Origin of the sequence: Lutibacter citreus, from assembly GCF_003260195.1 — a bacterium.
GTDB lineage: Bacteria > Bacteroidota > Bacteroidia > Flavobacteriales > Flavobacteriaceae > Lutibacter > Lutibacter citreus.
The window spans coordinates 500,059-521,896 of sequence record NZ_QEIH01000002.1 but is presented as its reverse complement, the minus strand read 5'-3'; the positions used below and the strand labels follow the sequence as shown (position 1 = coordinate 521,896).

Genomic DNA, 21,838 nt, shown 5'->3' with positions numbered 1-21,838 from the left:
AAATAATTTAAAAATTATAAGAGAAACCTACTCCAAGAAGCTGTTTTAATTGAACTTTAGGTCCTGTAGTTTCAAGAATTCCGTCATTGTTTATGTCTTCCTTGGTTTTTATGTCATGATCATATCTTAAATGTGTACCAATATTTGCTGTTACATATTTGTTAATAGTCAAGTCAAAATTAAGCTCCCAATTTACATCAACATTTCCATAATTATTTAAATAATCAGAATACAATGTTAGTTTATTCTCCATATCAATATTACTCATCACCTTTTTCTCCCACTCACAAGTAACTAAATTTCCAAATTCCATTCTGGTATTCTTACCTTCTTTAATCAATTCTCCTGCATCGTTATAAAGGGCTCGTTCTACACCAAAAGCACCTTCATTTGCTAACGGTTGGCTAAAGACAAAAGTAGTTTTATTAGTTATTGGAGATAGGTATAATTTCAAATCCAATTTTTTTGAAAAAAATTCAGACCCAACACCAAGAAACATATATGCAGGTGCGAACAATTTAGAAATAGGCTTATCTTTATTTGGATATTTATAACCATTTGCAAACTGTGTACTAAAATTAAATTTTGCGGAATTGTACCAATTTGATTGAGGGTTTCTTCGATATCCAAAAGTTGAAGTAATTTCAAGTTTATCTTCTGTTTTTCGTAATTCTCTCTTTTCTTCTTTATTTAAACCGTAACTAGATTTTAATTCATTATTCCAAACCAAATGTTCGTTTTTGTAATTTCTAGTGGAGTGTACTTTCACTATACCAGAAATTGAGTTATTACCCCCAGAACTCCAATTTATAAAGGAATTTTGAGTGAAAATAAGTTGTAAATTATTTTTTTCTTTCCATTTACTTATAGAATCAGGTTTAATGGTTGAAAAAGAATCATCAATATAAGATGCATTCGAACAAATTGAAGAAAGAAACGTGAAAACTAAAAGAAGATTTAATTTCATAATTTAATTTTAAAAAAACCTCAAGAATTTAATACTTTAGTAAAGTGCTTTTAATTTGTTCTTTAGATAAATGTAATTTATCAAAAAGCTCATTTACTGTTCCGTGTGGTACAAATTCATCAGGAATACCTATTGTTTTAATTACTATTTTTTTATAATTGTTTTTAGCTGCAAACTCTAAAATTGCAGTTCCAAATCCTCCAATAATTGTGCCATTCTCTATGGTAACAACCATTTTGTATTTGTTAAAGATAATTTTTAGTAATTTTTCATCTAATGGCTTTACAAATCTCATATTGTAATGAGAAAATTTGTTGGTTGGTAATTCAGGTTGAATTTCTTTAATAATATTTCCAATAGTCCCAATACTTAAAATAGCAATTTCTTCCCCTTTTGAAATACATTCACCTTTCCCAATCTCTATTGATGAAAAAGGCTGCTTCCAATCTAAAATTGTACCTCTTCCTCTAGGATATCTAATAGCAATTGGAAAATTTATTCCTTTTTGAACAGTGAACATTATATTTCGCAGTTCAATTTCATTTAGTGGAGCAAATATTACCAAATTAGGAATACACCGTAAAAATGAAATATCAAAAACCCCATGATGCGTTGCTCCATCTTCTCCTACAATTCCAGCTCTATCTATACAAAAAATAACAGGTAAGTTTTGCAAAGCAACATCATGAATTATTTGATCATAAGCACGTTGTAAGAATGTAGAATAGATATTACAGAATGGTATTAATCCTTGAGAGGCCATTCCAGCAGCTAATGTTACAGCATGTTGCTCCGCTATTCCAACATCAAATGCTCTCTCTGGAATTTTATCAATCATTAATTTTAATGAAGATCCAGTAGGCATAGCTGGAGTTATTCCTACAATTTTTTTATTTATATATGCCAATTCAACAATTGTTTCTCCAAAAACATCTTGAAATTTAGGAGGAAAAATTTCTTCACTTTTTGAAATAATTTCACCTGTTATTTTGTCAAATTTTCCTGGAGCATGGTATTTCACCTGATCTTGTTCTGCTTTCTTTAAGCCTTTTCCTTTGGTTGTGATAATATGCAGAAACTTTGGACCTGAAATAGATTTAAGTCGTTCTAATTCATTAATAATAGCTTCAATATTATGACCGTCAATGGGTCCTGAATAATTAAAGTTTAAAGCTTCAATAATATTATTTTTTCTAACTTTTCCACCAGCTTTAACTTCGGTAAAATAGTTTTTTAAAGCCCCAACACTTGGATCAATTCCCATAGCATTGTCGTTTAATATTATCAATAAATTGGCATCAGTTACTCCGGCATGATTTAAACCTTCAAAAGCCATTCCGCTTGCTATTGAAGCATCTCCAATAACAGCAATATGATGTTTATTAAAATCTCCTTTAATTTTTGAAGCAATAGCCATTCCTAAAGCTGCAGATATTGATGTAGATGAATGTCCGGTTCCAAAAGCATCATATTTACTTTCACTTATTTTAGGAAACCCAGAAATACCTCCAAACTGACGATTGGTGTGAAATTTCTCCCGTCTTTCTGTTAAAATTTTATGCCCATAAGCTTGGTGACCAACATCCCAAATTAATAAATCATTTGGAGTATCAAAAACATAATGAAGAGCAATAGTTAACTCAACAACACCTAAACTTGCTCCTAAATGGCCTTCTTTTGTAGCTACGATATCAATTATAAAATCGCGTAATTCTTTAGCTACTTGAGGTAATTCACTTTTTAAAAGTTTACGTAAGTCTTTTGGGCTCACAATATTTTGTAACAAATTTTTATTCACGTTACAAAACTACAATAATTTGAACTGTAATATATTTATGTATTTAAAACTTCTATAGTTTCATATACAATTTTTTTAATATCAACATAAATATTTAACATTTTTCAAACTATTTCAATTTAATAAGGTCTAATAAATAGTTATTAGATTTCTATCAGAAGCGCTTGTATTGGTATATGAGAAAATTAGTGATTACTAACTAAAATACTGATTATGTTTAAAATCGTCTATAATAAATATGATAAAATACAACACTTGTTGTTGCTTAATATTTTTCATTTTAGGCTCTTTATTTTTTTATAACTATTAAAGCATTTGAACCTAATTGTGTTTTAATATTTACAATATAAACTCCGGCTGACAAATCATTAATATCATAATTTGATTTTTCGTTAAATATTTTTAACAAATTACCAGTAATATTATACAATTTTACTGTCTCAATATTTTCTTTAGAATCTATTTGAAAACTGTTTGTTACAGGGTTAGGATAAAGATTGATTCCAGCTTCTAGTGCATCACTATACTCATCTATAGCCAAAGAAGCATCTGTAGTTAACTCTTTATTTGCTGTAACACTATCAATATAAAATTTGAAGTCTTTATTTAAATCAACTGCAGTAGATACGAACCTTAATTCAATTGACTCTATAAAACCTTCACCAAGTACATCATCACCATCCAAAGTAAATGTTAAGTTATGCCAATTACCTTCATCAGTAGCTCCAAGTTTTACTTGAGAATATTCACCATCAATATACACTCTAACACGTACATTTGGATTGTCGAGGTTTAGAGCATCGGCGTAAGAAGGAAAATAAGAACGTATTGTTATGTTTAATGGGGCTAAGTTAGTTATGTCTGATTCATTAAGCCCTAAACTGGTAGGAAAAGTAACAAAAATACTTTTGAAACTATCTTCAGTAATAGGATTTACGTGAAATAATGTTACCATTGGGTTAGCCGTAATATCACCAGGATTATCAGGATTTGCGACCTGTGATATTGAAACTTCAGCCTTATTCTTTGTAAGTGTAGCGTCAGAACCTCCATCGTTGAGGTCATACCAAGTATACTGGGCAAAAGTTGTTATACTTGTAAATAAAGTTAAAACAAGTAATAGTTTTTTCATGAAACTCTTTTTTATTTATTTAAGTAAAAATACAAAAAAATGATTTTTGCTTATAAAAGCAAAATAAACGATAACAATCCTATGCTTTTCTTAGATATAAAATCATCATTTAATTTAATTAATTTCAAAGCAAAAATGGTATATTTTCTTTAAAAAAATTACTTTTGAAATATGATAGATCCCTTTGATGATATTTATTTTATGAAACGCGCTTTACAAGAAGCACAAACGGCTTTTGATAAAAACGAAGTGCCAATTGGAGCGGTAATAGTTATGAAAAATAAAATTATTGCTCGTGCTCATAATTTAACTGAAACCTTAAATGATGTTACTGCCCATGCAGAAATGCAGGCTTTTACTGCTGCGGCAGATTATTTAGGAGGTAAATATTTAAAAGAATGTACTTTATATGTTACATTAGAACCTTGTCAAATGTGCGCAGGCGCAAGCTATTGGACTCAAATTGGAAAAATAGTTTATGGTGCAAGAGAAGAAAAACGAGGCTTTATTTCAATGGGTACAACGTTACATCCTAAAACAAAGGTTGTGGGTGGTATATTAGAAGATGATTGTGCTAAATTATTAACTAGATTTTTTATAGAAAAACGTAATTTAAATTAAGCTATTATAAGTCTTTGTCTTCTTTTTTAATATGTTCTTCTAGATCTTTTCTGTATTTATCAAAAGTAAAATCTTTGATATTCTTGTTTTTATATCTATGAAAAATAAATAGAGGCATAAAAATAAAAGCCAACGCCAATACAGAAACTCCTATTATAATTTCTCCACTTGGATCTCCTATATTTTTTATATAAAACCCATATCCCAAAGTGCTTAAAATAAGTATAAAAATAAATATTAATGTAAACTTCATAAGTAAGAAATTAATTTAAGGATTACAAAATTACAAAAAGTTACACATTATATTAATTTTAAATTTAAAAGATAGATAGAGTTTTAGTATTGTTATTATTTTTAAGTTTGTTGGGTTGTGATGCTAATAATTAACTTACCAAAAATATGTCAAATAAAGCTAAAAAAACTGTAATCGCTCATAGAGGAGCATCAGGTTATTTACCTGAACATTCAATTGCGGCAAAAGCAATGGCTTACGCCATGAATGTTAATTATCTTGAACAAGATATTGTTTTAAGCAAAGACAATGTTCCTATAGTAATTCATGATATACATTTAGAAACGGTTACTGATGTTGCAACAAGATTTCCTGATAGAAAACGAGATGATGAAATGTATTATGTTATTGATTTTACTTTTGATGAGTTAAAGCAATTAAATGTAGTTGAAAGATTTAACCCAGAAACTAAAAAAGCCGTTTACCCTAATAGGTTTCCTTTAAATAAATCAACATTTAAATTACATTCTCTACAAGAAGAAATTGAATTAATACAAGGATTAAATACAAGTACGGGCAAAAATATTGGTATTTACCCAGAAATAAAGGAACCAGAATTTCATCAAAATGAAGGGAAGGATATTTCAAATATTGTTTTAGAAATTCTAAATAATTATGGTTATAAATTAAAAACAGATAATTGTATTTTACAGTGTTTTGATCCTAAAGAATTAAAAAGAATTAGACAAAAACTTAAAAGTGACCTATTTTTAATACAGCTTATAGAGTTCGAAGATGATGAAAAAAGAATGCAAGAATTTTCAGAATATGCAGATGGAATAGGTCCTTGGTACAAGCAAATTATAAAAGGAAAAGACAACAATGGAAATTGGGTGTTTTCAAACCTAGTTATAAATGCTCATAAAAATAATTTAACCGTACACGCATATACTTTTAGAGCCGATCAATTAGGTGAATTTAAATCATTTGAAGAATTATTGCAAGTAGGGTTATACCAAGCAAACATTGATGGTGTTTTTACAGATTTCCCAGATAAAGTTGTTGATTTTATATCTAAAAACTAAGCAGTAACTGCAATTAATTTACGTCTATAAGAAGTTAGTAATCTAGATTTTGAAATAAACCCATAATACTTACCATCCTTTATTACTGGTAAATTCCAGGCTACAGTAGTTTTAAATTTGTTCATTATATCTTCCATAGAGTCTTTATCATAGTTAATAACATCTGGTACACTATGCATTAAACTAGCAACTGATACTTTTTCATAAAGTTCTGTATTAAACATAATACTTCTTATATTATCTAAAGTAATAACACCTAAAAATTCTTGATTATGACTAACAACAGGAAAGTGATTTCTAGACGATTTTGCAACTGCATTGTTTACAATCTCACCTAGTTTCATATTTGGAGTTAATATAATAAAGTTAGTTTCAATAACTTTATCAATATCCATTAACATTAAAACAGTTTTATCTTTGTTATGCGTAATAAGTTGTCCTTTTTTAGCTAGTTCAGAAGCATAGATATTATGAGGTATATAACGTTTAGTTATTAAAAAGGATATTGACGAAACAATCATTAATGGAATAAATAATTCGTAACCACCTGTAAGTTCAGCAATTAAGAAAATTGCGGTTAAAGGAGCTTGTAAAATACCAGCCATTAAACCAGCCATACCTACCATGGCAAAATTAGTAGAGGATAATTGATGGCTAAAAATATTGCTGTGATTTATAATTGTTGCAAATACAAAACCAGTAATACTTCCTGTAAAAAGTGTAGGTGCAAAAACTCCACCAACACCTCCTGCTCCAAAAGTTAACGAGGTTGCAATAACTTTAAACACAACCAAACCTACTAAAAAGATAATCATAATTAAAACATTATCAGCTTCAATATGAAATATATTATTAGTAACTATTGGTGCTATATTTCCTTTTAAAATATTATTTATTGTTGAATAACCCTCTCCAAATAATGGTGGGATTAGAAAAACCATTACACCTAATAATGTTCCTCCAAAAAGTAATCTTTTGTGAGCACCTTTAAAATTTCTAAAAAATTCTCCTATTCTAAAATATACTTTGCTAAAATAAATAGATACTGCAGATGAAGAAACTCCTAACAAAACATAAAACAAAACATCGTTTAGTTGAAATTTGTCTTCAATATTAAAGTGAAGTAATACATCATCTCCAAAAAAGAAATAAGAAGTTAATATGGCTGTAATAGAAGCTATAAGTAATGGAATCATTGATGCCATTGTTAATTCTAAACTAAAAATTTCAACCGCAAAAACAATTGCCGCAATTGGAGCCTTAAATATAGAAGACATAGCACCTGCTGCTGCTGCTCCAATAAGTAATGTTCTAGTTGTTTGATTTAGGTGCATTAACCGTGCAAAATTAGACCCCAAAGCAGCACCAGTAGCTACTGTAGGCCCTTCAAGACCAACAGACCCCCCAAAACCAACTGTTAAGGGAGCTGTTAAAATAGATGACCACATTTGATGACGCGGCATAATCCCTTTTAACTTTGAAATTGAAAATAAGGTAGAGGGAATTCCATGACCAACTTTTTTCTTTATTCCGTATCTTTTAACCATTCTCACTAAAAACAAACCAATAAGTGGAAAAATAAAATAAAAGGCAACATGAATATCTTTTATAAATTCCCATTCAAGTAAATGTTGAATAAAGTGAGTAAGGTTTTTTAGTAGTACAGCTCCAAGACCTGCTAATAAACCAATAATAGCACTTGAAAGTTGTATAAATTGCTTATCAGAAATATGTTGATATTTCCAAATTAGAAATTTCTTAAGGATACTTTTTAATTTCGTTGACATTGTTTTTTAAAAAAAGAATGTGCAAAAATACCTAAAATTAAGAACTACTTAATACGTTTTGGGCAATTTTTACATTTCTTTTCTCCTTTCTTTTTAAATTTTTTACAACAGGTCTCTTTTACCTGCTCTTTAGCATTCTTTTTGTTGGGTTTTACCCAATCAAAATCGTAATTAAAAATATTTGAGTTATGACTATTCACTTTTTATAGTTAGATTGTTTTTAAAAATAATCAAATACTTTTATTTCAATACATATAACCTTAGTTATAATATTTTTATTTTTTAGATAATTAACCTAACACCACCCAATTGTTCAATTTTATATGGAAATTTATCGCTTGGAGATCCTATGAACATAAAGTTTACAGGAATTTTCCATTTTTTAGAAAGTTCTTGAATTAATTTAGGAGAGAACTTACCATCAATTATTAAAAATTCAATATTAATCTCTGGATATTCTTTTCCTAAAAACTCTATTTCCATTGGTAAATTTGGAGGTATTACCTCATCCTTTTCCAATGCCAATACAATTTTTATTTTTTTTGTATGCTCATTTTTAATAATATACAACATTACTTTATTTAGTGATGCAATATTGTCTCCTTTGGTAAAGAAAACAAATTCTTGTGAGTTTATTTCATCAATTGTTTTCAATATTTTTCCATCTATTTTATGAATAAGGCTTATAACAGGATCAAATATTGTATGCATAACGTGCAATAAGAAATTTAGAATTACAGTTCTATTCAACATAAATGCAATAAAAATAATTGAAGGAATAAAATAATCTAAAAATACCATTAAATTACTTGGAGCATCACCTTCCGTTTTCATTGTAATATTACCCACTAAGGCAACTATAACAGCGCCAATTGCTATTAAAATAGATAGCCAGGAAGCTACTTCAGGCCTAGGTAGAGATTTTCTTTTAACTTTTAATAATATATTACCAATTCCGAACAATGCCATTACAGATAAGAATGAAATAGTATAAACACCTGCTAATAGTTTTACATCTCCATTAGTTATTAATAATACTGAAACCGATAAAAAGAAAAACATAAGTATAATTCTGTAAGAACTTCCTCTAGAACTTTTCTTTAAGAAAAACTGAGGCATAACTCTATCTAAAGTCATACGTTCTAATAAACCAGACACCCCAACAAAACTTGTTAAAACTGCACCACTTAACACTAAAAAGGCATCAACTGCAATTAAAGTTGCCACCCATTTTCCGCCAACATAATGTCCCATTTCAATAAGTAATGTATTTTGAAATTCGCTACTTTGTAAAACAGGAATTGTAAATAAAGCTAATGCCAAAACAGCCATTAATGGGTTTACAATACTTACTATTGCCCACATATTTCTTAATGTTTTTGGAAACACACCTTTTTCTTGTTCTTCAACAAAATTGGCAGAACTTTCAAAACCAGAAACACCTAACATAGAAGCCGCAAAACCTAAAAATATAGCATTACTAATACTCCCATTTGTAACCGGAGCGTGCCAGTTTTCAATAAAAATGGATAAGTCATTTTTAAATAAGAAAACGAAAATAAATAAAGCCAAAATTACTAAAGATGACAAATGAAAAATAAAAATTCCAATAGCAACTTTAGATGATTCTGTAATACCACCAATAGTTAAAAGTGCAAAAAATGCTAATAATACAATTGTTGAAATAATTATTGGCATTGCAGGTATTAAATGATGTAAATAATGGATAGCTTCATTTGCAGAAATAACCGCAGTTGCCATATATGATAACAACGTTAAAGTTGCAGCAAATGACGCCATTCCTTTACTAGTTGTGTTTAATAAAGCATTATAAGCACCACCATTTAAAGGTAAGGCACCAACAACCTCACCATAAATTTTTCTAAATAAAAACAATACTAAAGATACTATTAGTAAAGTTATCCATGCATATTGACCGGCAAATGCAATTGCCAAAGCTGATACATATAATACAGATGAGCTAATATCATTTCCACATATTGCTGTAGAAGCTAACTCATTTAATTTCTTATGAACTTGATTAGTTTTCACTTTTAAATTTCAATTTAGTGATAAAAAAACCTCAATAAAAATATTGAGGTTTGTGTTTTTGTTATAAATCTAGTTTTAAGCGTAATTCTTTTAGTTGCTCATCATCAATTTTTGAAGGAGCATCTATCATTACATCTCTACCGCTATTATTTTTTGGGAATGCTATAAAATCTCGAATGGTTTCTTGTCCACCTAAAATAGCAACCAACCTATCTAATCCAAATGCTAAACCACCGTGAGGAGGCGCACCATATTCAAAAGCATTCATTAAAAAGCCAAATTGCTCTTTAGCTTCTTCAGGAGTAAAACCTAAATGACCTAACATTAAAGCTTGCGTAGCTTTATCGTGAATTCTAATAGAACCACCACCAATTTCATTTCCGTTCATCACTAAATCGTAGGCGTTTGCTCTTACTTTTCCAGGATCAGTATCTAACATATCCATATCTTCCGGTTTTGGAGATGTAAACGGATGGTGCATTGCATGATAACGTTTTGTATCTTCATCCCATTCTAAAAGAGGAAAATCTACAACCCATAAAGGGGCAAATACTTTAGGATCACGTAAACCTAAACGCTCCGCTAATTCCATACGTAAAGCACTTAATTGCGCTCTTACTTTATTTTCTAAACCACTTAATATACAAATTAAATCTCCAGGTTTGGCATTAGTAGTTTCAGCCCATTTAGCTAAATCTTCTTGTTCATAAAATTTATCTACAGATGATTTAAAAGTACCATCATCGTTACATTTTACATATACCATTCCTAAAGCACCAACTTGAGGACGCTTAACCCATTCAACTAACTTGTCAATTTCTTTACGCGTGTAACTTGCTCCACCAGGCACTGCAATACCAACAACTAATTCAGCATTGTTAAAAACACCAAATTCTTTATGTTGTGCAACTTCATTTAATTCTCCAAACTCCATTCCAAATCTGATATCTGGTTTGTCATTCCCGTATTTTTTCATTGCTTCATCATACGTCATACGTGGAAATTCTGCAATTTCAACACCGTTTACTTCACTTAATAAGTGACGTGTTAAACCTTCAAAAGCATTTAAAATATCTTCTTGCTCAACAAACGCCATTTCACAGTCAATTTGTGTAAATTCTGGTTGTCTGTCTGCACGTAAATCTTCATCTCTAAAGCATTTTACGATTTGAAAATACTTATCCAATCCACCAACCATAAGCAATTGCTTAAATGTTTGAGGTGATTGTGGTAAAGCATAAAACTGACCTTCATTCATTCTACTAGGCACCACAAAATCACGTGCACCTTCAGGCGTAGATTTAATTAAAACAGGCGTTTCAACTTCAATAAAACCTTTATCTGATAAATATTTTCTAACTTCAATAGCTACTTTATGACGGAAAATTAAACTTTCCTTCACTGGATTTCTTCTAATATCTAAGTAACGATATTTCATTCTCAACTCATCACCACCATCAGTTTCATCTTCAATAGTAAAAGGAGGTGTTTTAGATTCATTTAAAACATCTAGTTTTTTTACTAAAATTTCAACTTCACCTGTTGGAATATTTTTGTTTTTAGAAACACGTTCAATTACTTCTCCAGTAATTTGAATTACAAACTCGCGTCCTAAAGTTTTTGCTTTTTCAACCATTTCTTTTGACGTACGTTCTTCATCAAAAATAAGTTGTGTTATACCATAACGATCGCGTAAATCAACCCAAATCATAAATCCTTTATCACGTGATTTTTGCACCCAACCAGCTAAGGTAACTTCCTGACCTACATTTGCTAATCGTAATTCTCCGTTTGAATGTGTTCTATACATTTTCCTGATTTTTTTAAGAATGTGCAAATTTAGTCAATTAAACTCTAGTTTTATGAGTTATAATCAATTTTTTGAGGCTTCTATTTGCTCAGACAAATGTCAGGCTTTCAATATTTACAATTAATATGACAAAAAAGGTAAAAAAGAGTTCAAATAAACATTTAATCCTTTACCTAATAGGTGAGGCAAGGTTTTTGAGGCCTAAATAATACATAAATAACATTATGTGTAACATCAAATTATAGTCAGCAATTAAAATATCATTAGATTTGCGGGCTTTGAAAAAGGTAATTTGTATATTACAATTTAGAAAAATAACGAGTTATGAGTTACAAACATCTTGGTATTGAAATAAAAAATAATGTGCTGAAATATCAACACAAAAATGCAATACATTATAAAGATTCTATAAATAATAAATGGATTGGTATTTCTTGGGAGACTTTTGGAAATCAGATTCAAGAAGTTTCAAGAGCACTTATAAATTTTGGAATTAAAGAACATCAAAACATAGCTATTTTTGCTCAAAATATGCCAGAATGGATTATTGCTGATATAGGAATAATGAGTATTAGAGCAATAACAGTACCTGTTTACGCCACCAATTCTAAAAAAGAAACTGAGTACATAATTAATGATGCTGAAATATCTTTAATTTTTGTTGGCGACCAAGAAGAATACAACAAAGCTTATGAAATTTCAAAAACTAACAAACATTTAAAATTAATTGTAGCTTTAAATTCAACCGTTAAGTTAAAAAATACAGATAACGCTGTTTATTTTAATGATTTTAGACAGCAACAATTTCCAGATTCTATTGAAACTGAACGTCAGAAAAGAGAATATGAGCTTGATTTAAATGATCTGGCAAGTATAATATACACTTCTGGAACTACCGGAGAACCAAAAGGTGTTATGCTAGATCATAACAACTTTTCAACATCATTAGAAGCACACGATTACGAATTGGATGTAGATGAAACAGATTCATCATTAAGTTTTTTGCCATTAAGTCATATTTATGAGCGTAGTTGGGTGTTTTTCTGTTTACATGTAGGTATGGAGGTTTATTTTAATCAAGATCCAAAAAAAATAGCAGATGTTTTAAAAGAAGTTAAACCTACCGTAATGTGTACTGTGCCTCGTATTTTTGAGAAAATATTTGCAGCAATTCAAGATAAAAGAAAAGAAGCTTCACCAATTAAGATGAAATTAGCAAGTTGGGCTTTGGGTATTGGAAATTCTTACAATAATAAGTACAAACGAATTGATAAAAAAGTACCATTAATATTAAAATTAAAATATAAAATTGCTGATAAATTAGTTTTATGTAAACTAAGAGATGTGTTTGGTGGACGTATAAAATTTATGCCTTGTGGAGGCGCTCCATTAGCTGCAGATTTAGTTTCGTTTTTCTATTCATTTGGATTAAATATTAAATGTGGATATGGTTTAACAGAAACCACCGCAACAGCCTCATTATTTGGCTATAAAAATTACGAATTTAATTCAGCAGGAAAAGCAATTCACGGAACTGAAATTAAAATTGGTGAAAACAACGAAATTTTAGTAAAAGGACCTGGAGTAATGCGTGGTTACTATAAAAAACCAGAAGCTACAGCTGAAGTTTTTGAAAATGGTTGGTTTAAAACTGGTGATGCTGGTAAAATAGATACCGAAGGAAATCTTGTTATTACTGATAGAATAAAAGATTTAATGAAAACTTCTGGAGGAAAATATATTGCTCCTCAAAAATTGGAAACTGCCTTAATAAATGATTCATTTATTGAGCAAATTGCAGTAATTGGTGATCAACAAAAATACGTAACAGCGCTTGCTGTACCTAGTTTTGAAAATATTAAAAAGTATGCTATAGAGCATAAAATTAGTTTTAAAGATATTGAAGAGTTAATTAATCATAACCAAATAAAAGATATGATTGATAAACGTGTTGATGAATTACAAAAGGAATTTTCTGTTTTTGAAAAAATTAAAAAAATAACTTTATTACCTAAAGAATTTAGTATTGAAGCTGGTGAAATTACAGCAACTTTAAAACTTAAAAGAAAGGTTATTCAGAAAAAGTATAAAGAATTAATTGATAAAATGTATAAAGATTAATTAAAATATACATTTAAAATAGTAGTTAAATAAAAAAATACAACATTGGAATCCAAATTATATTTAGTACCTACACCTATTGGGAATTTAGATGATATGACTTTTAGAGCTGTAAAAGTTTTAAAAGAAGTTGATTTAATTTTAGCAGAAGACACGCGAACTAGCGGAAAACTGTTAAAACATTTTGAAATTGCTACACATATGCATAGTCATCATATGCATAACGAACATAAAACAGTTGCTAATATTGTTCAGCGTATTAAAAATGGAGAAGCTATCGCTTTAATTTCTGATGCAGGAACGCCAGCAATTTCTGATCCTGGATTTTTATTAACGCGTGCTTGTATAGAAAGTGATATTAAAATTGAATGTTTGCCTGGTGCAACGGCTTTTGTACCAGCATTGGTAAATAGTGGTTTGCCAAATGATAAATTTGTTTTTGAAGGATTTTTACCGGTAAAAAAAGGAAGACAAACACGTTTTCTTTTTTTGGCTGAAGAAACTAGAACTATTATTTTTTATGAATCGCCCCATAAACTAGTAAAAACGCTCACCAATTTTGTTGAATATTTTGGTGCAGATCGTCCTGTTTCTGTTTCTCGTGAATTAACAAAATTATACGAAGAAACTATACGAGGAACTGTTGCAGAAGTGCTTGAACACTTCACAAAAAAAGATCCAAAAGGTGAATTTGTTATTGTTTTAGGAGGTAAAAAATAGTTTACGTTTTATAAACGTAATACTACTTTAATGTTAAACTAACTAAAACTGGAAAATGATCTGAAGGGTATTTTAAATCTATTGAACTAGATAGTACACCATACTTTTCAACTTCAATTTTTGAGGATTTTGATAACATAATATAATCTATTCTTTTAGTAACTAATTCATTAAATTTAAAATCGTTAAATGTTCCGTTTGACCCAAAAATATTTTTTGCTTTTTCTTTAGAATCGTCTAAAGTTTGTTTAAGATTTGTTATTAATTCACTACTAGGTTCAACATTAAAATCACCCATAACAATAACTGGTAAATCATCCGTATTTAAATCTGATATTTTTTTTAAAATTAATTGTATACCATTTAATCGAGCCTGATTTCCAATATGATCTAAATGCGTATTAAATACCCATATTTTTTTATTTGTTTCATGTATTGTAAAAAGTCCATATGTACAAATTCTAGGATAAGCTGCATCCCAACCTTTTGAAATTTCAGTTGGTGTTTCAGACAACCAAAATGTATTTTCTTGTTCAACACTTACTTTTTCTGCATTGTAAAAAATCGCAGAATATTCGCCTTTATTATCACCATCTCTTCCTTTACCAATAGCTTTATAATTTTTTAAAGCATTTTTTAAATCGGACATTTGATTTGGTCTGGCTTCCTGAACACCAAATATATCTGGACTGTAAAATAGTATTTGCGAACTCAAAAAGTCTTTTCTGTTTGACCAAGCATTTTCTCCATCTGAAGCGACATCTAATCTAATGTTATAAGTCATAACATTAAGATTTTGAGGGGTCGATTGTTTTTCAGAATTACAACTTAAAAAACTCATAAACAAAACAACAATTGGTACTAAATAATATTTCATAATAAATTTATTCTTTTGTTTGAAAAACCCGTATATAATCCACTACCATCTGCTGCGGAAAAATGGTGTCATCTATACCTTCTCTGCCTCCCCAATTACCACCAACGGCAACATTTAAAATTAAATAAAATTTTTGATCAAATGGCCATTCAGCAGTTGTTTTATGTTCATTTTTTATGTGATTGTATACTACATCATCTACTAAAAAATCAATTTTTTCTGGAGTCCATTCAATAGCGAATACATGAAATGTATCATTAGGGTCTTCAATAAAAATAGTTTTACCTTTTTGGGTCCCTATCATATGGTTATAAGCTTTCGTGTGAATAGTTCCGTGAATAGTATCATTATCATAACCTACGTGTTCCATAATATCTATTTCGCCACTTTCAGGCCAACCCAGTTCTTGTCTAGACTCACTTAACATCCATATTGCTGGCCACATACCACGTCCTTTTGGTAATTTAGCTCTAGCTTCTACACGTCCATATTTCCATTCTGCAAGGTTTTCAGTTTTTATCCTAGCCGAAGTATATTGTACTGTATCAATTTCAGCTTTATAAGCTGCCCAAGTATTATTATATTTCTCGTTTTTTAAATCTTTATTAGCAATTTTTTCTTTAAACGCTTCAATTATTAAATTACCATTTTCAACTCGGGCATTTTTTAAACTATCTGTATAATATTGTTTTTCTTTATTTGCAATAAATCCGTAATCATAAGTCCATTTTGTAGAGTCTGGTTTTCCTTTATAATTAAACTCATCGCTCCAAACCAATTTGTATCCTTTGCTAATTGGACTTGCTTTAATTCTTTCAAAAACAAGTTCAGGTTCATCTGTTGTAATATAATCAAACTCGTTTGCTAAAAGCCAATCTATATCTTCAATTTTATTGGCTGTCCAAGCATTTAAATCTATTCCTTTTTCTTTTGCACTTGCAATCCATTGTGGATTTATTTTAAACTTATAAATTAAATAATCCAATCCTGATATTCCATCTGTTTCTAATTGTTCAGGAGATTTTGAGCCATCTAAATATTGAGTTTTTGCATTTGGATCTAATTCTTTTATTTTTTTTAAAATTGAATAACTAAAACTAATATATGCTTTAATATAGCTTTCTGCTTTTAGTTCTTTAACTAGTTTTAAAATGTTTTCGGTAATAATAAGGTTTCTTCCTTCTATTTTTGAAGGTTTAATTTCACATACTAAGCCAGTAGCTTTATTATTTTGCATACCTGCAATTATGTAATCTTTTAAAGTTGGTAGTATTTCTCCGTTAGAAAGTTTAAACTTTGATAACTCTTCATAAGTTGATTTTTCAATTTCTAATCCGTTATAATCAGCATCATGCGCAATAATTAAAACATTATCAGATGTCATTCTTACATCAAATTCAGAACCAGTACAACCTAGTTTTATTGCTTGTTTTAATGAAGCTATAGAGTTTTTAGGTAAGTTATTACTTTTCCAAGCTCCACGATGAGCAATAACCACATTGTCTGCATAATCAATTTTTTCCGAAGAATTTTTATTACAAGAATTTAAGCTTGCAATTAAAACTAATAAAAATATATAATGTATAACTGTTCTCATATTATTTTTTTATTAAAAAAATATTGAAATCTTAGGGTAAAATCTTTACCCTAAGATTGTAACAATACCCAAACTTAATTTAATTATTTTATTTTTTAGTAACCCTCATTTTGTGGATAATTAGAACCTAATAAATCTAAATCTTCTTGAAAAATTGCAAAGTTTATAAAATGATCTTGCCAATTTAATCTTGGGTCTTTTGGTCCATTATAAAAAGAAGGGTAATATGGTCCATCACCTGCATAGGTTCTCATTTGGTGATTTAATACACTTGCTCCCATTCTTTTTAAAGTAAACCAACGTTCGCCTTCAAAAGCTAATTCACGTGCATTTTCATCTAAAATTGCTTGCTCATCTAAAGTTGTTATTGGTGCAGCACCAGCTCTTTCTCTTACTGCATTAATATATGGTAAACCATCACCGCCAGATCTCATTAAAGCTTCTGCTGCAATTAAATATGTTTCGGCCAATCTATAAACCAAAATATTACTTCGTTGTAAATAAGATTCAGGATCATCATCTTCTTGAGCATATTTTAAACAAGAAGGGTGTAATCTTTTATAATAATTTGAATAACTTGAACTTGGATTGTTTAAATCTGTAATTGGTTTATAAATATCAATTTCTTTACCAATATTATCACCAGAAGTATAGTAATATTTTAATCTAAAATAGGTGTTATCATCTCTGGTGTCATTTGGATCCTCTGCTAATAAATCTAATAAATATAGGTTTGGTAATACACGTGAAAATCCTTTACCTCCTTGTTCTACGTTCCCTTCAATTCCTGAAATTTGAAAATATTGCGTAACAAAATTAGCGTTAATCATGGTATTATCACCACCACCTAAAACATCATCCAAAGATTGTATAACAAATAATTGTTCAGAATTATTTAGATCACCTTTAAAAACATCTGCAGTTGAAGAAACTAAACTATGCGGACCTTCATTAATTAATGAAACTGCTTGAGATTTTGCTTCTTCCCAATCGCCTTCCCACATTGCTACTTTAGCTTTTACATGTTTAGCCGTTCCCTTTGATATACGACCAAAATTAACATCCCAATCTAAATGTTCAATAGCAAAGTTTAAATCACTATCTAACAATGCGAAAATTTCTTCTTTTGAAGATTTATCTGGAATTACATTAAAAGCATTTTCTAAAGTTACAGAGGTTGTTGTTACATAAATATTATTATACATTCTATATAAATAAAAATATGAATTTGCTCTAAAAAACTTTGCTTCTGCTATAATTTGATTTCTTGAATCTTCACCAATACCATCAAGTGCTTCAGCTGCATTTATAATATCTGTAGCTTTACTTGTAATTTTGTAAAAATGTTTCCAAAATAAACTAGAAGCAAAATTAGCTCCCAAATCAATAGGAGATATAGCTCTTTCATATCTTCCTATTAAACCAGTATAACCAGTTCTGGCAAATGCTAAATCGCTTCTAGAAGGCATTAATATACCCCCCATATAATCTTCTGTTCCGTTATCGTAACGATCTCTGTTAAATTTATATAAACTCACTACTCCAGATTTTAAACCTTCTTCTGTAGTATATACATAATCCGAATCTATTAAAGTACTAGGTTGTTCTTCTAGATAATCATCACAAGAAAATGTAACGAATAGTGTTACTAGAAATAGTAAACTTAACTTTATCTTTTTATAAAAATATTTTGTGTTCATAGTTGCTTCTTTTTAAAAATTAACTTTTACTCCAAATGTATAGCTTGTTGCATCCGGATAACCTGTATCTGAATTAGAATAGGTACTTCTAATATTTACTTCAGGACTATAACCAATATAATCCGTTTGTGTAAATAAGTTTGAACCTGTTACATAAAACCTAACTAAATCAATGTTAAGAGTGGCCAACAATTCTTCTGGAAGAGTATACCCTAAACTTACAGTTCTAAGCCTAATGTATGAAGCATCTTTTACAGCCAATGTATATAAATATTGAGGAGCTGAGTCAAAACTTGCTCTTGGATATGTTGTAGATGGATTCTCTGGAGTATAATATGGAACTTTTACTCCATTTAATTTACCTTGTAATGTTCCTCCATTGTTAAAATCTGATAAAAATGGATTTACCTTGGTAGCTCCTTCAACAGCATAAAAATCAACAAATAAATCGAATCTTTTATAAACTAAATTAGTTGATAAAGAACCAAACCAATCTGGATTTGGATCTGTAAACACACGATCATCTTGAGTTATTTTTCCGTCTTTATTAGCATCTTTAATTCTAATATCTCCTGGTCTTAAAAATTCTTGTGTAATTGTAGATTCTGGATTTGCCTGAGGAGAGTTTTCAAAATCGTCGCCTACTTGATAAATACCATCAAATTGGTATTGTTGAATAACTTTAATTGGTTGGTCTACATAATAATTATAAGCATCATCAGTAAGTATTGGATCTCCATTACCATCATCATATAATTCAATTAACTTATTTTTATTGTTAGACCAGTTTGTAGAAACAGACCATTTAAAATCATCATTTTTAATCAGATCTGCTGATAAGCTGAGTTCTAAACCTGTATTTTGTAATTCACCTGCATTAAAGTATGTATATTGATATCCCGTAATTGAAGGTACACCGCGTTTTAATAATAAATCTTTTGTTCTTGAATCGTAATACTCAATACTACCTTGTAATTTTCTTTCTAAAAGCGCAAAATCTAAACCAATGTTAAAAGTTGTTATAGTTTCGTGTTTTAAATTAACATTAGGTAGCACCACTGATGGAGAATAACCAGATGAAGATTCGCCATCAAATATATAATTTTGACCATCTGCTGTAAATAATGATGTATAAGGTTTTTTTAATGCATTTGCTAAAGAACCGTAACTAACTCTTAATTTTAATTCTTGAATTGCATCTACATTTTCTAAAAACTCTTCATTATGAATTTTCCAAGCAAATGCAGCTGCTGGATTATTAGTCCATTTATAATCTGTTGCATTTACTGAAGAACCATCACTTCTATAAGTTGCGGTAAATAAATACTTATCTAAAAGGTTGTAACGTAATCTTCCCATAAAAGAAGCCGTTCTCACTTTGGTTTTATCACGTTCTACACTTACATTACCAATGGCGTTAGAAATACCATCATAACCTAGACTTTCATTAGGAAAACCTCTACCTTCAGTATAAGTTCTAGAGTATTTATTTTCATCAACTGCTTGAACCAACGTTAGGTTAAAAGAATTATCATCATCAATTTCTTTGTCGTATGTTAATATATTTTCAATTAAAAAGGCTTCACTTAATTTATTCTCTAACCTAGCAATACCTTTATCTGTTCTTCCTGATGAACTCAATGAAGATTGGTATTGACCTCTTTCTGAAGTTTTACGAGTTAACGAACCTTTAAATTGATATTGTAAATCTTTAGTAATTTGCCATTTAGGAATAAAAGTAACTACAAAATCGTTTCCTTTTTCGTCGTGATTTTGTTCACGTAAATTCCATAAAGGATTTGTAGCCGTTAAATCTTCACCACTCGGATACCTCGCAATACTTCCATCTGCATTATAGGCACTTCCTAAAGGTGAAGTAGTAATTACATCAATATTAGCAGCTCTTTCAGTATCATCATTAAGTATGTTAATATCAAAAGTAGCAGATAATTTATCATTAATTTTTTGATCTACATTTAAACGTAAATTTTTTCTTATATAACTAGATGTTGGAATAATACCATTTTCTTTAAAATAACTCAAACTACCATATACTTGGGTGTTGTCTGAACCACCACTTATACCAATAGATTGACTATTTACAAAACCAGATTTAACCAATTCTTTTTCCCAATCAACAAAGTTATTATTTGCAATATTTTCTAATTCTATAGTTGAAAATACATCTTCGTCATTTGAATACTCATCTGATGCATTATTAGACCGATACGCTTCTCTTCTTAATTGTGCAAACTCTTGACCATTATATACATCAAAGTTTCTTTCAATAGATTTTGTTGTAATATACCCATGGTACGTTACATTAACTCTATTTGATTTTCCTCTTTTGGTAGTTATTAATACCACACCATTTACGGCTCTAGAACCATAAATAGCTTGAGCTGATGCATCTTTAAGGAATTCGATAGACTTGATGTCGTCTGGGTTAATATCCTCTATTCCTCCATCTCTAACCACACCATCTACAACATAAATACCACTTACATTACCTTCAATAGAGCCACGTCCTCTAAAAATAATTTCAGATGTACCTCCAGGTCTCAATGTTCCGTCAGCTACATCTACTTGTAAACCAGAAACTCTTCCTCTTAGCATTTCAGTTACATCTGAAGTTGGTGTTGCAACCGCTTTCGACATATCTGTTTTTGCAACAGCACTTACTAAGTCGCTTTTTTTCAAAGTACCATAACCTACTACTACAACCTCGTCTAGTAAATTTTGATCAACCTCTAATAAAATGGTTAAATTTCCAGAGGTTATTGCTACCTCTTTAGTTTGATAACCAAGGTATGATATCATAAGGGTAGTGTCCGTATTACTCACAGATAACGAGAATTTCCCATCAAAATCTGTAGAAGCACCATTAATAGCTCCTTTTACAATTACCGATGCTCCTGGCAATGGCATATTGTCCTCTGCAGAAAGTACTTTACCAGATACTGTTTTTTGCGATTGTGCCAATGCTGCCATTGAGACAAACAAAAATAAAGACAAGAACAGTACCTTAATTTTTTGATAAACTAGTGTTAATTTCATTTGAATTTGGTTTAATGTTAGTTTAAAAAATTTGTTTTGGAATTAATTTTAATTGTCTTAAAAATCAAGCCTACCTAAATTTACCTCGATTTATTGATAAATATGTAAAATAAGCGCCGATAAAAAACGAACATCATAATTTAATCTAAATATTTATTTAATAAATTAGTCAAAAAGCCTATAAATACTACATATTCTAAAATTATTAAATTTTAAAGCATCCGAGTAAAAACAACATATTTTAGAGTCTTGTAGTGGTTATGTCTAGGTATAAAATTAAAT

At 29.6% G+C, this 21,838-nt stretch carries 15 protein-coding genes; 4 read left to right on the top strand and 11 right to left on the bottom strand.

Going from position 1 to position 21,838, the window contains the following annotated elements; genetic code table 11:
- Positions 1 to 7 precede the first annotated feature (7 nt).
- From DAD81_RS05270 to DAD81_RS05260, 3 genes are all read right to left on the bottom strand, one after another.
- Positions 8 to 967, bottom strand: coding sequence for a DUF3078 domain-containing protein (locus tag DAD81_RS05270; RefSeq protein ID WP_111707187.1), 960 nt, complete (start codon positions 965 to 967; stop codon positions 8 to 10).
- A gap of 28 nt (positions 968 to 995) precedes the next feature.
- On the bottom strand, positions 996 to 2,765 hold the full coding sequence (locus DAD81_RS05265) for a 1-deoxy-D-xylulose-5-phosphate synthase (RefSeq protein WP_111707186.1): 1,770 nt from the start codon (positions 2,763 to 2,765) through the stop codon (positions 996 to 998).
- 289 nt (positions 2,766 to 3,054) lie between these two features.
- Entirely contained in the window at positions 3,055 to 3,897 is an 843-nt protein-coding gene (locus DAD81_RS05260; protein ID WP_111707185.1) for a T9SS type A sorting domain-containing protein, read from the bottom strand.
- A 171-nt stretch (positions 3,898 to 4,068) separates the two neighbouring features.
- On the opposite strand from DAD81_RS05260, the gene DAD81_RS05255 reads away from it, so the two are divergent.
- On the top strand, positions 4,069 to 4,518 hold the full coding sequence (locus DAD81_RS05255; protein ID WP_111707184.1) for a nucleoside deaminase: 450 nt from the start codon (positions 4,069 to 4,071) through the stop codon (positions 4,516 to 4,518).
- A 4-nt stretch (positions 4,519 to 4,522) separates the two neighbouring features.
- On the opposite strand, the gene DAD81_RS05250 is transcribed toward DAD81_RS05255, so the two are convergent.
- Positions 4,523 to 4,771 carry a hypothetical protein gene (locus DAD81_RS05250; RefSeq protein WP_111707183.1) on the bottom strand — a complete coding sequence of 83 codons (249 nt, stop codon included), beginning with the start codon at positions 4,769 to 4,771 and terminating at the stop codon, positions 4,523 to 4,525.
- A 146-nt stretch (positions 4,772 to 4,917) separates the two neighbouring features.
- Between DAD81_RS05250 and glpQ the strand changes: the two genes are divergently transcribed.
- Positions 4,918 to 5,835, top strand: coding sequence for a glycerophosphodiester phosphodiesterase (glpQ, locus tag DAD81_RS05245; protein ID WP_111707182.1), 918 nt, complete (start codon positions 4,918 to 4,920; stop codon positions 5,833 to 5,835).
- On the opposite strand, the gene DAD81_RS05240 is transcribed toward glpQ, so the two are convergent.
- The 3 genes from DAD81_RS05240 to aspS all read right to left on the bottom strand — a co-directional run bounded on the left by DAD81_RS05240 (position 5,832) and on the right by aspS (position 11,484).
- Complete coding sequence (locus tag DAD81_RS05240) at positions 5,832 to 7,622, bottom strand: chloride channel protein (RefSeq protein WP_111707181.1); 1,791 nt, start codon at positions 7,620 to 7,622, stop codon at positions 5,832 to 5,834. The genes glpQ and DAD81_RS05240 overlap by 4 nt on opposite strands.
- Before the next feature lie 282 nt (positions 7,623 to 7,904).
- The gene (locus DAD81_RS05235) at positions 7,905 to 9,674 is read right to left on the bottom strand and encodes an APC family permease (protein WP_111707180.1); all 1,770 of its coding nucleotides are present in this window, start codon (positions 9,672 to 9,674) and stop codon (positions 7,905 to 7,907) included.
- 61 nt (positions 9,675 to 9,735) lie between these two features.
- Positions 9,736 to 11,484 (bottom strand): aspartate--tRNA ligase, encoded by a 1,749-nt coding sequence (gene aspS, locus DAD81_RS05230; protein ID WP_111707179.1) that lies wholly within the window; start codon positions 11,482 to 11,484, stop codon positions 9,736 to 9,738.
- Between the two features lie 324 nt (positions 11,485 to 11,808).
- On the opposite strand from aspS, the gene DAD81_RS05225 reads away from it, so the two are divergent.
- Positions 11,809 to 13,605 (top strand): AMP-dependent synthetase/ligase, encoded by a 1,797-nt coding sequence (locus DAD81_RS05225; RefSeq protein WP_111707178.1) that lies wholly within the window; start codon positions 11,809 to 11,811, stop codon positions 13,603 to 13,605.
- A 45-nt stretch (positions 13,606 to 13,650) separates the two neighbouring features.
- The gene (rsmI, locus tag DAD81_RS05220; RefSeq protein ID WP_262511267.1) at positions 13,651 to 14,325 is read left to right on the top strand and encodes a 16S rRNA (cytidine(1402)-2'-O)-methyltransferase; all 675 of its coding nucleotides are present in this window, start codon (positions 13,651 to 13,653) and stop codon (positions 14,323 to 14,325) included.
- A gap of 22 nt (positions 14,326 to 14,347) precedes the next feature.
- On the opposite strand, the gene DAD81_RS05215 is transcribed toward rsmI, so the two are convergent.
- From DAD81_RS05215 to DAD81_RS05200, 4 genes are all read right to left on the bottom strand, one after another.
- Positions 14,348 to 15,202 (bottom strand): endonuclease/exonuclease/phosphatase family protein, encoded by an 855-nt coding sequence (locus tag DAD81_RS05215; protein WP_111707177.1) that lies wholly within the window; start codon positions 15,200 to 15,202, stop codon positions 14,348 to 14,350.
- A 7-nt stretch (positions 15,203 to 15,209) separates the two neighbouring features.
- Positions 15,210 to 16,799 (bottom strand): family 16 glycosylhydrolase, encoded by a 1,590-nt coding sequence (locus DAD81_RS05210; RefSeq protein ID WP_111707176.1) that lies wholly within the window; start codon positions 16,797 to 16,799, stop codon positions 15,210 to 15,212.
- A gap of 95 nt (positions 16,800 to 16,894) precedes the next feature.
- Positions 16,895 to 18,499 carry a RagB/SusD family nutrient uptake outer membrane protein gene (locus tag DAD81_RS05205; RefSeq protein ID WP_111707175.1) on the bottom strand — a complete coding sequence of 535 codons (1,605 nt, stop codon included), beginning with the start codon at positions 18,497 to 18,499 and terminating at the stop codon, positions 16,895 to 16,897.
- A gap of 12 nt (positions 18,500 to 18,511) precedes the next feature.
- Positions 18,512 to 21,556: a SusC/RagA family TonB-linked outer membrane protein gene (locus tag DAD81_RS05200; protein ID WP_111707174.1), complete on the bottom strand. Its 3,045-nt coding sequence runs from the start codon at positions 21,554 to 21,556 to the stop codon at positions 18,512 to 18,514.
- Positions 21,557 to 21,838: the final 282 nt, after the last annotated feature.

Bases quoted from the DNA above. Each gene is read 5' to 3' on its own strand.
- DAD81_RS05205 (WP_111707175.1), bottom strand. From the start codon at position 18,499: ATGAACACAAAATATTTTTATAAAAAGATAAAGTTAAGTTTACTATTT.
- DAD81_RS05255 (WP_111707184.1), top strand. From the start codon at position 4,069: ATGATAGATCCCTTTGATGATATTTATTTTATGAAACGCGCTTTACAA.
- glpQ (WP_111707182.1), top strand. From the start codon at position 4,918: ATGTCAAATAAAGCTAAAAAAACTGTAATCGCTCATAGAGGAGCATCA.
- DAD81_RS05200 (WP_111707174.1), bottom strand. From the start codon at position 21,556: ATGAAATTAACACTAGTTTATCAAAAAATTAAGGTACTGTTCTTGTCT.
- DAD81_RS05215 (WP_111707177.1), bottom strand. From the start codon at position 15,202: ATGAAATATTATTTAGTACCAATTGTTGTTTTGTTTATGAGTTTTTTA.
- DAD81_RS05210 (WP_111707176.1), bottom strand. From the start codon at position 16,799: ATGAGAACAGTTATACATTATATATTTTTATTAGTTTTAATTGCAAGC.
- DAD81_RS05260 (WP_111707185.1), bottom strand. From the start codon at position 3,897: ATGAAAAAACTATTACTTGTTTTAACTTTATTTACAAGTATAACAACT.
- DAD81_RS05240 (WP_111707181.1), bottom strand. From the start codon at position 7,622: ATGTCAACGAAATTAAAAAGTATCCTTAAGAAATTTCTAATTTGGAAA.
- DAD81_RS05250 (WP_111707183.1), bottom strand. From the start codon at position 4,771: ATGAAGTTTACATTAATATTTATTTTTATACTTATTTTAAGCACTTTG.
- DAD81_RS05270 (WP_111707187.1), bottom strand. From the start codon at position 967: ATGAAATTAAATCTTCTTTTAGTTTTCACGTTTCTTTCTTCAATTTGT.
- aspS (WP_111707179.1), bottom strand. From the start codon at position 11,484: ATGTATAGAACACATTCAAACGGAGAATTACGATTAGCAAATGTAGGT.
- DAD81_RS05225 (WP_111707178.1), top strand. From the start codon at position 11,809: ATGAGTTACAAACATCTTGGTATTGAAATAAAAAATAATGTGCTGAAA.